The organism is Streptomyces sp. NPDC093544 (assembly GCF_040683495.1).
Classification (GTDB): Bacteria; Actinomycetota; Actinomycetes; order Streptomycetales; family Streptomycetaceae; genus Streptomyces.
In genome coordinates this window covers 1-11,441 of the sequence record NZ_JBFBEA010000012.1, presented here as the reverse complement: position 1 = coordinate 11,441, position 11,441 = coordinate 1, and the positions used below count along the sequence as shown (strand labels likewise).

8 protein-coding genes are annotated in these 11,441 nt (G+C 70.5%); 5 read left to right on the top strand and 3 right to left on the bottom strand.

The window, feature by feature from the left end; translation table 11 throughout:
• Positions 1 to 6: 6 nt before the first annotated feature.
• The 3 genes from AB0N66_RS19390 to AB0N66_RS19380 all read left to right on the top strand — a co-directional run bounded on the left by AB0N66_RS19390 (position 7) and on the right by AB0N66_RS19380 (position 3,830).
• Positions 7 to 1,014, top strand: a complete 1,008-nt coding sequence (locus AB0N66_RS19390) for an AfsA-related hotdog domain-containing protein (RefSeq protein WP_365436126.1) — start codon at positions 7 to 9, stop codon at positions 1,012 to 1,014.
• Positions 1,005 to 2,072: an NAD-dependent epimerase/dehydratase family protein gene (locus AB0N66_RS19385; RefSeq protein ID WP_365436123.1), complete on the top strand. Its 1,068-nt coding sequence runs from the start codon at positions 1,005 to 1,007 to the stop codon at positions 2,070 to 2,072. The genes AB0N66_RS19390 and AB0N66_RS19385 overlap by 10 nt, the downstream gene beginning before the upstream one ends.
• Before the next feature lie 102 nt (positions 2,073 to 2,174).
• Positions 2,175 to 3,830: an FAD-binding protein gene (locus AB0N66_RS19380; RefSeq protein WP_365436120.1), complete on the top strand. Its 1,656-nt coding sequence runs from the start codon at positions 2,175 to 2,177 to the stop codon at positions 3,828 to 3,830.
• Positions 3,831 to 3,836: 6 nt separating this feature from the next.
• Here AB0N66_RS19380 and AB0N66_RS19375 read toward each other — a convergent pair whose 3' ends face one another.
• On the bottom strand, positions 3,837 to 4,991 hold the full coding sequence (locus AB0N66_RS19375; protein WP_365436790.1) for a hypothetical protein: 1,155 nt from the start codon (positions 4,989 to 4,991) through the stop codon (positions 3,837 to 3,839).
• A gap of 92 nt (positions 4,992 to 5,083) precedes the next feature.
• Entirely contained in the window at positions 5,084 to 6,286 is a 1,203-nt protein-coding gene (locus AB0N66_RS19370) for a ThiF family adenylyltransferase (protein WP_365436787.1), read from the bottom strand.
• Between the two features lie 448 nt (positions 6,287 to 6,734).
• Here AB0N66_RS19370 and AB0N66_RS19365 point away from each other — a divergent pair, with 448 nt between their 5' ends.
• A complete protein-coding gene (locus tag AB0N66_RS19365) occupies positions 6,735 to 8,018 on the top strand; it encodes a M14 family zinc carboxypeptidase (RefSeq protein WP_365436117.1) in 1,284 nt (427 codons plus the stop codon).
• Between the two features lie 93 nt (positions 8,019 to 8,111).
• Here AB0N66_RS19365 and pepN read toward each other — a convergent pair whose 3' ends face one another.
• Complete coding sequence (gene pepN / locus AB0N66_RS19360; RefSeq protein WP_365436114.1) at positions 8,112 to 10,685, bottom strand: aminopeptidase N; 2,574 nt, start codon at positions 10,683 to 10,685, stop codon at positions 8,112 to 8,114.
• 112 nt (positions 10,686 to 10,797) lie between these two features.
• On the opposite strand from pepN, the gene AB0N66_RS19355 reads away from it, so the two are divergent.
• Positions 10,798 to 11,271: a DUF1203 domain-containing protein gene (locus AB0N66_RS19355; protein ID WP_365436111.1), complete on the top strand. Its 474-nt coding sequence runs from the start codon at positions 10,798 to 10,800 to the stop codon at positions 11,269 to 11,271.
• Positions 11,272 to 11,441 lie beyond the last annotated feature (170 nt).

Here is an 11,441-nt window from a genome sequence, read left to right as displayed (position 1 = left end):
ACCGCTATGTCCATACCTGAGGCAACTCCGGCCGAAGTGACGTCGACCGAGGACTCGACGGCCCTGGTGGCCGAAGCTCTGCGCTACGACTCGACGGTGTCCCGCTTCCTTGTCCACCGCACGTCCGTCGCCGAGGTGTTCGTGACCGATTCCGCCGCGGTCGGCGACGACACCTTCCTGGTCGCCGCGCAGCTCCCGCGCGGTCACCTCATCGGCGAGAACGCCCCGCTCTACGACTTCACCCTGCTCGTGGAGGTCGTGCGCCAGGCCGGAGTCCTCGTCGCCCACCGTCACCTGGACATCGATCTGGGCTCGGCGTTCATCTTCCGCAGCCTCAACCTGCACACGGTCGGCCTGGCCAACTTGATGATCGGCTCGAATCCGGCCGAGGTGCTGGTGAAGATGCGGGTCGACGCCCGGCGCAACAGGGCGGGCCGCATCCAGGGCTTCACCTTCTCCGGAGACGTGTCGCTGGACGGCGAGGTCGCCATGGCCGGTGACGGCACCCTGCTGATCCTCTCCCAGCGGGCGTACCGCACGATGCGGACCGCCCGTCCGACGGAACCGGACCCCTCGCTGCCGCGATTCACCCCGGCGGCGCCCGCCACGGTCGGCCGGCAGGAGGCCCGCAATGTCGTCATCACCGACCCTGTACTGACCATGCCGGGGAAGGTGTTCGCACTGATCGCGATGGACCCCAGCCACCCGCACATGTTTGATCACCCGCTGGATCATGTGCCCGGACATCTGCAGATGGAGGCGGCCAGGCAGCTCGCCATCTCCTCGGTCGCCCGGCTCCACGGAGTCTCCCCGGCGACGCTCACCGTCGCCTCGATCGCCACCGAGTTCACCGCCTTCGCCGAGCTGGACCAGGTGACCGAACTGCGGGCCTCGGTGGAAGGCTTCCGCCGCCATGACGAACTGCCCACGCTCACCGTGCCGGTGGCCGTCGACGTCCTCCAGGGCGGCACGGTGACCACGGCGATACGCCTGGACGTGGTGCAGTGGACCTGAGCTCCGACCGGCCGCAGCGCGTCCTGGTCACCGGCGCGACCGGTCTGCTCGGGAGCAACACGGTCAGGAGGCTGCTCGACCTCGGCGGTGAAGTGACCGCCGTGGTCCGTGACCGGGAGCGGGCCCGCACCCTGCTCCCGGAGCACGAGCGGCTGGTCCTGTGGCAGGGAGACGTGCTCGACATGGCTGCTCTGGAGCCGGCGCTGAGGGGGCACGACGCGGTGATCCACACCGCGGCGTACTTCCGCGAGTACTACGCGCCGGGCGGCCGGGACGACGACCTGCTCACCGCGACCAATGTCGACGCGGTGCGGCGGCTGTTGCGCGCGGCCTCGGAAGCGGGCGTCCCCACGGTGGTGCATACCAGCTCCATCGGTACCCTCGCCGCTCGGTCCGACGGGCGGCCCTCCGACGAGCACACGGCGGAGGGCCGCACGACCCGGCAGAACGGCTACTACGCGAGCAAACTGCGGTCCGAGGAAGTGGTCCGCTCCCTGCCCGTCGGGTACGGGGTGCGGGTTCCGATCGTCCTGCCCGGCTGGATGTGGGGTCCCGGCGACGCGGGCCCCACCTCCGCGGGACGGCTGTTCCTGGCCGTGGCCTCGGGCACGCTCGCCGCCGCGCCACGGGCCGGCAACCATGTGGTCGACGCCCGCGATGTCGCCGACGCGTGCGTGCGCGCGGCCGTGGCGGGCGGGCACGCGCGCAGGTACATCGTCGCGGGGAGCTGGGTGCCGCTGCCCGAGGTGTGCCGGCTCGCCGCCCGTGCCATGGGGGTCCGGCCGCCGCGCGAGATCCCCGCCCGGCTGGCGTTGGCCGTCGCCACGGTGTCCGAGATAGCGGCCCGGCTCACCGGCCGTACCCCGGCGGCGACCCGGGAAGGAGTGCGGGCCCTGCTGGAGGGCGACCGGAGGCTGGTGTCATCCGGCCGGGCTGTCCACGAACTCGGCGTCACCTTCCGGCCCCTGTCCCGCACGCTGCATGACCAGGCGACCTGGCATCGCGAGCACGGTCTCGCCCCGGTCGGCGACACGACCGGGACGACGTCCGAATCCTGAGTCGGCACCTCGGCTCTTTTCAGGTTCATTCGGTTTCTACGGGTCTATTTCGGCCGCACATCAGAGTGATCCATCTCATTTGAGTACGGGGGAGAGACAGTCATGCCCAAGGTCAGTAGACGGAATCTGATCACCGGGGCCGCGGCGGTCGCGGCCGGAGCCGTCGCCGTACCGACCCTGCCGCCGCCCACGGCCGTCGCCCAGCCGCTCGCCGACACCGGTACGGCGGTCTGCGATCCGGCCGCCGCAGCCGTGGTCGTCCGGCCCGCGGACGCGAGATATGCCGAGCTGTCCACCGGGGTCAACAAGCGATGGACGGCCTCGCCCGAATCCATCCGCCTGGTCGGCTCGACCGATCACGTGGTGCGCGTGGTCCAGGAGGCGGTACGGGCCGGCAAACGGGTCTCGGTACGAAGCGGCGGTCATTGCTACGCCGACTTCGTCAGCAACGCCGACATCGACATCATCATCGACACCGCCGGCCTGAAGCAGATCTCCTACGACGCCGAGCGCCGGGCCTTCTGCGTGGGGGCCGGAGCCCAACTCGGCCAGATCTACGAGGCCTTGTACAAGGGCTGGGGCACCACCATTCCCGGCGGCGCCTGTCTGACGGTCGGCATCGGCGGCCATGCCAGCGGCGGCGGCTTTGGCCTGCTGACCCGTAAGTACGGCCTGGTGGCCGACCATATCGAGGCCGTCGAGATGGTCGTCGTCGACAGCGCGGGCACCGCCCGCAGCGTGATCGTCTCACGCGGTTCCACCGGCGCCGCAGCCGATCTGTGGTGGGCCACCACCGGTGGGGGCGGCGGCAGTTTCGGTGTCATCACCCGGTACTGGTTCCGTTCCGCGGGAGCCACCGGCACCGACCCCGCCCGTCAGCTCCCCGCTCCACCCAAGGACGTGCTCGTCGCACTGACGAACGTGCCCTGGAGTGCGGTCGACCGGCCGGCCCTCACCCGGCTGGTCACCAACTTCGGTGACTGGCACGTGCGGAACGGCTCCGTCGACTCCCCCTTTGTCTCTCTCTCCGGCTACCTCCTCATGCGGCAGGGCACCGGCCCCGGTGCCGGCGTCGGGCTGTTCACCCAGGTCGACGGGACGGACCCGCGGGCCGAACAGCTCCTCGCGGATTACGGTGCGGCCGTCACCCGGGACACCGGCATATCACCGTCCTTTCCGTTCCGGCGAGTTGGCTGGCTGGCCTCCACCAAACTGGTCGGAACCGCCAGTCCGCCGCTGCTCTACGACCACACACTGCGCAGCTCGGTCAAGACCGCATACCTGCGCAAGAGTTTCACCGAGGATCAGATCGGGGCCATACACCGGAACATGACCCGCACCGACTACGCGAATGTCAACGCCGCCATTTCGCTGAACGGTGGCGGCGGACAGCACAACGCCGTGCCGCCCGCCGCCACCGCCTCCTCCCATCGCGCCACCGCGTTCTTCGCCCTCTACGAGAGCTTCTGGACCGAACAGAGCGAGGATCCGCTGCATCTCGGATGGCAGCGCGATATCTATGGCGAGACCTTTGCGAATACCGGGGGCTATCCGGTGCCCAATGATCTGACCGACGGCTGCTATATCAACAATCCCGACCCCGACATCATGGATCCCGCCTACAACAAGTCCCAAGTGCCGTGGCACACGCTGTACTTCAAGGACAACTACGCACGCCTTCAGCGGGCGAAGGCGCAGTGGGACCCGACCGACTTCTTCCGTCACTCGCAGTCGATCAGGCTCCCTGGACAGCCGTAGACCCGGTCACCGGCGGGATTTTCCCCGGCCGGCCCTTCGGCCGCGCCACCAGGTGCGGGCCCAGAGCAGGTGGATTCCGCCGAGGGTGACGACGACGGTTGTGGCGTCCAGGAGTTCGGCGGTGGTGTGGCCGGGGCCCAGGCGGGCCGTCGCGCGGGCGAAGAGCGTGATGTCCGCGGGCAGGGTGACGGTGGCGAGGAACGCGAGACACAGCGTGGTGCCCACGACGATCACCACGCTGTACGCACGGACGGATCGCCTTTCGTGGGCGGGGAGTTCGCGGCTGGGATCGCGGCCGGTCGTACGACGGAACAGGCGCCGGGCCGCGTACCTCGCGTACGCCAGCCCGTCCCCGTACAGATCGCGGCAGCGCGTCACATCCTGGAGGACGAAGTACAGGTCCGTGCGCATGAAGACCATGAGCTGGAAGGGGAGCGGGAGCAGGGCGAGGAGGGTGAGGGCGGCGAGGACGCGTCGCGGTGTGCCGTGCGTGGCGCCCGCGGCGAGGGCGGCCAGTGCGGAGACCGTCAGATTGGTCGCGATCCCGGCGAGATACGCGGTCAACCGGTGGCGGCGCGGGGCGAGTTCGATTCCGCTGATGTCCGTCTGCATGACCAGGAACTGGAGCCGGGTGCCGAGGCGCATCCGGCCGGCCACGCCGGTGGCCCGGGCCGCGACGAGATGGGCGCACTCGTGGAGCAGCAACAGGGTCCAGCCCGCTCCGGCGCCCAGTGCGATCACCGCGCTGCCGTGCGGGCTCCAGAGGAGAGTGTGGTAACTGAGGGGCACGGGCGGGCGGCTGAGCAGGGCGGCCGCGATCAGCAGGCCGAGCAGTACGGGGAGGACGGGACTCAGCACCCAGCGCACATGCCGGGGCCGTATCCAGCAGAACGTCGGCTTCGGCGGCGCGGGCTGCGGTACCTCGCGTCCGTCCAGCTCGGCGACGAACCCGAGGGCGAGCAGTGCCGCCACGAAATCCGGTACGTCGATGTCGTCGCCGGTCGCCTCCCGCAACCGTTCCCCCACCTCGGCGGAGCTCAGCCCCTGCCCGAGCAGGTCCAGCGCCTGCTTCCCGACCTCGGGCAGCGCGACGAACTCGCCCGTCGCCATTCGGCCCACGATCCATTCCGCGCCGTCGGGGCGGGAGGCGAGGTCGTGCAGGCGTACGCGGGTGGTGGCGCCCGGGGAGTCTGGGGACGGTGGGCGTTCCGCCGTATCGGTGGGTGCGGGGCGCTCCGGCCCGGCCCCGGCGGTCACTCGCGCTCCTCGGTCCGCTGTTCCTCGGTCTTCCGCTCCCCGCACGCCGGGCAGTCCAGGAGCCGCGGGGTTCTCTGGAGCACCGGATCGCCGGGGAGCATCAGGTTGATTCCGAAGCGGACGCCGGGATCCAGGGCCGGGACGCCGGTCAGCAGGGCGAGGGCCGCGTGGGCGAGGAGGCCGCCGGAAAGACCGGCGGTGACCGCGGTCGCCGGGTTCCAGGGCATTCGGGGGGACGCGATCTCCGGGTCCTCTCCGGGAGCGAGACGCAGGTCGCGCCGGGCGGCCTCACCGGCCCGCAGACACTCCCAGCAGGCGCCCCGGCCGGGCACGTACACGCCCGCGGTCACCAGGGGACCGCGATACCCCGCGTCGACCCAGGGGAGACCCGCGGCCAGACAGACCCGGTTCGCCCAGCGCCGGATGTCGTCGGGGTGGTCGGCGGCGAGGACGAGGAGGTCGTAGGCAGGGGGACCGGGATCCCTGTCCAAGTCGGCTGCTCCCTCGGCGACTTGGCGCCCACCACGCACAAGCTCCGCCAGGTCCGCCGGCCTCCGCACCTCCCGCCGCTCTCCGGTGACCACCACATCCGAGTTCAGCGCCCGCAGCGTGGCCACCGCCGCTGCCACCTTCGGGCGGCCGATGTCGGACTCGCGGAAGAGCGGCTGGCGGTTCAGGTTGGACAGTTCCACCGAGTCGGGGTCCACGCAGTGGAGGTGGCCGACCCCGGAGGCGACGAGGCTCTGCGCGGCGTAGCCTCCCGTGCCGCCGACGCCGATCAGCAGTACGCGGGCCTCGCGCAGCCGGAGCTGGGCGTCCCACGGGCTGGTCCGGGGGCCCAGGTCCATCCAGCGCAGCAGGGGCACGCCTCGGCTGTAGCGGACCTGCTCCCGCTCGGGCACCGGCACGGGTGCGCCCGCGTCGTCCACGAAACCGGCGGCGAGCAGGTCCGCCATCGCCTGACGGGCGTCCTCGCCGGGGAGGCCGGGGTGCGCCCGCAGCACCTCGTCGACCACTGCGGAGGGTCCGCGGGTGCCGTCCATCGCCTCGACCAGGGTCCAGACCCAGCCCTGCGGATCGGCGATCTCGGCGCCTATACCGTGGATGACGCTGCCGATACGGACGTTGCCGTCGACGGTCCGGTAGGCCCGGTGCTCGGGCTTGATCCGGGGCCGGCTGAGCGTCTCGACCGTCGGCATCGTCACCGTGACCCCATCCCTTTACAGGAGCGTGTTCCCTTTACGGGAGCATGCCTTGACACTCTGGTCCCCCGAGTCGAGTCTTGACAAGACGCCATCAGTGATCGCGTCCTGACGCTCAACACCCTTATGTGGGAGAGGAGTTGGCGTGCCTACCAAGATCGTTATCCGTCCGTTGGACAAGAAGGAAACCACGGGCGACAGCAGTGGCGGCAACGGCGGCTGACCGGCCGCGAACAGCTCACCGCGTGCCTGTCCGCTGCCAGGAGCAACGGCCCGTTCCTGGAGCACGGCCTGCTCCAGGCGCAGGCTGTGCTCCAGGCGCAACGGCTTGCTCCAGGCGTAATGAGAGGAGTCCGCATGGCTGCCAAGATCGTGATTCGCCCGTTGGACAAGAAGGAAACCACTGGGGACAGTAACTCCCAGGGCGCTTGATCGGAGGACCAGCGTGCGGACACCGCTCCACCCGGCCGTCCATCCCGCCGGCTACCCGGCAGTCGACGACCTGGAGCGGCAGGCCCGCACGCTGGTCGCCGCGGCGCCCGAGGTGCTGCGGCTGCGCTCCGTCGGGGAGAGCCGTGCCGGGCGTCCGCTGTGGCTGCTGTCCGCCGGGCGCGGCGACCGGCAGATCCTCACCGTCGCCGGTGCGCACGCCAACGAACCCGTGGGCGGGGCCTCCGCGCTCCGCCTCGCCCGGCTGTTCGCGCGCCGGCCGGAGGAGCTCGAACGCCTCGGCTGCACCTGGCACTTCCTGCTCTGCCTCGACCCGGACGGGGCGCACCTGGCACACGGCTGGACACCGGAGGTACCGGAACCATCCCTGATGGAGTGTCACCGGTACTTCTACCGGCCCGCGTTCGCCAGCCAGCCCGAGTCGCTGCCCGCGCCGGGCGAGGGACGGGAGCCGCTCCCCGAGTCGCGGGCGCTGGTGAGGCTGCTCGACGAGCTGCGGCCGGTGGCCCAGTTCACGCTGCACGGCATCGAAGTCGGAGGCGCCTTCCTGATGTTGACGCGGGAGGTGCCCGGCGTCGCCCGCGCCTTTCGGGAGACGGCGACGCGGCTGCGTATCCCCCTCGACCGCCACCCCGTCGACGGCCCCGACTGGCAACTGGACCCGCCAGGTGTCCTGTTGCTGCCCGGTGACCGCAGCGAGCGGGAACGCGACCCGAGCGGCTTCGTCGCCGAGAGCACCTGGCTGTACCCCCGTCGCTACGGCACCCTGACCGCCCTCATCGAGGCACCCGCCTGGTGCTCGCCCGCGGTGAGCGACGCGCGGCCCGCCACTGCCCCGGACCGGGAGATCGCGCGGGTGAGCGAGGTGCTGGCCGGGCAGACCCGGGAGCTCACGGCCGTGCTCGGTGAGCGGGCGGTGGCGGCCGACGTACCCGAGGGTCTGGTGCCCCTGCACGACGCCGCGCGCGAACTCATCGACGTGGCACCATCGCTCGTCGACACCTGGGCCGCGGAGGAACACAGCACGCACCAGGGCCACTTCGCGGCCATCGGCATCTCCGCACGGCGTATCCCGCTGCGCGCGGCGGCCATGATGTGCCGGGCCCTGGCCCGCACCGCCCCCGAGACCTCCGACGCGCTCGCGAACCTGGTGCGCGAGTGGTGCCGGCAACTGGAGAAGTCGTACGACCTCCGGTGGGTTCCGGTCTCCGCACAGACCGGACTGCACGTCCGGACGATGATCGACACGGCCCGGCTGGTGTGCGCGACGGGCGGGTGACCGCCCCCCGAAAAGAGCGCCCTATGAAAAGAGGGGGAGCACCCGGCACAACACCGGGCGCCCCCCTTCACGTACAACCGACTACGACTACGACTACGACGCCGCGGCGTCCGCAGCCTGTGCCCGCAGCGCCCGCTCGACACCCGAGCGGGACTCCGAGATCAGCCGCCGCAGGGCCGCGCTGGGCTCGGCGGAGGCCAGCCACGCGTCCGTCTTGGCGATGGTCTCCTCGGAGACCTGGATCGACGGGTAGAGGCCGACCGCGATCTGCTGGGCGATCTCGTGCGAGCGGGCCTCCCAGATGTCCTTGACCACGGCGAAGAACTTGTCCGTGTACGGGGCGAGCAGCTCACGCTGACCGGTCTGCACGAAGCCGCCGATCACCGCTTCCTGCACGGCGTTCGGGAGCTTGTCGGACTCGACGACCTGGGCCCAGGCCTCCGCCTTCGCCTCCTGGGTGGGACGCGCGGCACGGGCGGTGGCCGCGTGCCGCTCACCCGCCGCCGTCTTGTCCCGCTCGTACTCGGCGGTGATCTCCGCCTCGTCGTAGCGTCCGACCGCCGCGAGGCAGCCCACGAACGCCCAGCGCAGCTCGGTGTCGACGGCGAGGCCTTCGATGCTCTCGCGGTCTTCGAGGAGCCCCTCCAGGAGGTCCAGCTGCTCCGGCGTACGGGCGGTCGCCGCGAAGGCGCGAGCCCAGGCCAGCTGGTGGTCGCTGCCGGCCTCGGCCGCCCGCAGATGGGCCAGCGTCGCGTCCGTCCAGCGGGTCAGCAGGGCCTCGCGGGCGATCGGGTCGGCGTACAGCTCGATCGCCAGCTTCACCTGGCGGTGCAGCGACTGCACGACACCGATGTCGGACTCCTTGCCGATGCCCGACAGGACGAGGGACAGGTAGTCGCGGGTCGCGAGCTCCGCGTCACGCGTCATGTCCCAGGCCGAGGCCCAGCACAGGGCGCGCGGCAGGGAGGACTCGAAGTCGCCCAGGTGCTCGGTGACGAAGGCGAGGGAGCCCTCGTCGAGGCGGACCTTGGCGTACGACAGGTCGTCGTCGTTGAGCAGGAAGACGTCCGGGCGGCGCTTGCCGATCAGCTCCGGTACGGCCGTCAGGTCGCCGTCGACGTCCAGCTCGACGCGCTCGTCGCGCAGCAGCTTGCCGCTGTTCACGTCCAGGCTGTAGAGGCCGATGGCGATGCGGTGCGGGCGGAGCGTCGGCTCGCCCTTGGCACCGGTGGGCAGGGCCGGGGCCTCCTGGCGGATCGCGAACGACGTGATGACACCGTTCGCGTCCGTCTCGATCTCCGGACGCAGGATGTTGATGCCCGCGGTCTGCAGCCACTTCTGCGACCAGGTCTTCAGATCACGCCCGCTGGTCTCCTCCAGCTTGCCCAGCAGGTCGCTGAGCCGCGTGTTGCCGTACGCGTGCGCCTTGAAGTACGCCTGCACACCGCTGAAGAACTCGTCCTCGCCGACGTACGCGACGAGCTGCTTCAGCACGCTCGCGCCCTTGGCGTAGGTGATCCCGTCGAAGTTGACGAGCACGTCGTCCAGGTCGCGGATCTCCGCCATGATCGGGTGCGTCGACGGGAGCTGGTCCTGCCGGTACGCCCACGTCTTCATGGAGTTGGCGAAGGTGGTCCAGGACTGCGGCCAGCGTGAGCCCGGGGCGTACGCCTGGCAGGCGATGGAGGTGTAGGTGGCGAACGACTCGTTCAGCCACAGGTCGTTCCACCACTCCATGGTCACGAGGTCGCCGAACCACATGTGCGCCAGCTCGTGCAGGATCGTCTCCGCACGCACCTCGTACGCGGCGTCGGTCACCTTGGACCGGAACACGTACTGGTCCCGGATCGTCACCGCGCCCGCGTTCTCCATCGCGCCCGCGTTGAACTCCGGCACAAAGAGCTGGTCGTACTTCTTGAACGGGTACGCGTAGGCGAACTTCTCCTGGAACCAGTCGAAGCCCTGCCGGGTGACCTCGAAGATCGCGTCCGAGTCGAGGAACTCGGCGAGCGAGGGACGGCAGTAGATACCGAGCGGAACGGACTGCCCGTCCTTCTCGTACACGCTGTGGACGCTGTGGTACGGGCCCACGATCAGGGCCGTGATGTACGTCGAGATCCGCGGCGTCGGCTCGAAGACCCAGATGTCGTCCTTGGGCTCGGGCGTCGGCGAGTTGGAAATGACGGTCCAGCCGGAGGGCGCCTTCACGGTGAACTGGAAGGTGGCCTTCAGGTCGGGCTGCTCGAACGACGCGAAGACACGGCGGGCGTCCGGGACCTCGAACTGGGTGTAGAGGTAGGCCTGTTGGTCGACGGGGTCGACGAACCGGTGCAGCCCCTCGCCGGTGTTGGTGTAGGCGCAGTCCGCGACCACGCGGAGCACATTGCGCCCCGCCAGCAGACCCGCGAGCGCGATCCGCGAGTCCTTGAAGACCGCGGCCACGTCCAGCGGGTCGCCGTTCAGGGTGATCTCGTGGACCGCGGGGGCCACGAGGTCGATGAAGGACTCGGCGCTGCCTTCGGTGACGTCGAATCGCACCGTGGTCACGGACCGGTAGGTGCCGCCCTCCTGCGCGCCCGAGAGGTCGAGATCGATCTCGTACGAGTCAACGGTGAGCAGCTGCGCCCGCTGCTGCGCCTCTTCGCGGGTCAGGTTTGTGCCAGGCACGCGGTCATCTCCTCGTTATGGGTGGGTTGCGCCATCCTTCCACGGGAGCCGCGCGGAACGCGATGTCCGTTTCCCGCCGGAGAACCGGGCGGACGCGCGTGACGCTGGAGCCATGACGACCTATACCGCACAACCCATCGCCCCCGTGATCCTCAAGGAGCTGCGCCTCGCCGACGACGCGGGACGCGGGATGAATGCCGTGACCGACGAGGAAGGCGGGGCTCCGCTGCGCTGCTGTCTGCGCCGTAGCGAGCCGGGGGAGCTGATCGCCCTGGTCTCGTACGCCCCGCTGCGCCGCTGGGCCGCGGAAACCGGCGCCGACCCGGGCGCGTACGACGAGCAGGGGCCGGTCTTCATCCACGCGCAGGAGTGCCCGGAACCGGTCGCGGCGGGCTACCCCTTCGACAACGATCACCGCACGGTCCGCCGCTACTCCGCCGAGGGGAACATCCTGGGCGGACAGCTGGTCGACGCCCCCGATGACGCGGCCTTCCGGAACGCGTTCGACGACCCGGCTGTGGCGCTGGTGCATGTGCGGGCGGTGGAGTACGGGTGCTTCCTGTACGAGGTGCGCAGGGGGGAGTGATTTCGCCCCCTCCGCCCCTGCCCGTCCTGTACCTGGGGGCTGCCGGGGAGATTCAGCCCCTCCGGCGTTTGAGGAGCGGGGGCCCAGGGGGCAGAGCCCCCTGGGGACGGGAATGGGCAGGGGCGGAGGGGGCGAAAAAACCCACCCCCGCCCCCCGCACCACATCGGAA

Bases quoted from the DNA above. Each gene is read 5' to 3' on its own strand.
- AB0N66_RS19390 (WP_365436126.1), top strand. From the start codon at position 7: ATGTCCATACCTGAGGCAACTCCGGCCGAAGTGACGTCGACCGAGGAC.
- AB0N66_RS19380 (WP_365436120.1), top strand. From the start codon at position 2,175: ATGCCCAAGGTCAGTAGACGGAATCTGATCACCGGGGCCGCGGCGGTC.
- AB0N66_RS19370 (WP_365436787.1), bottom strand. From the start codon at position 6,286: ATGCCGACGGTCGAGACGCTCAGCCGGCCCCGGATCAAGCCCGAGCAC.
- AB0N66_RS19355 (WP_365436111.1), top strand. From the start codon at position 10,798: ATGACGACCTATACCGCACAACCCATCGCCCCCGTGATCCTCAAGGAG.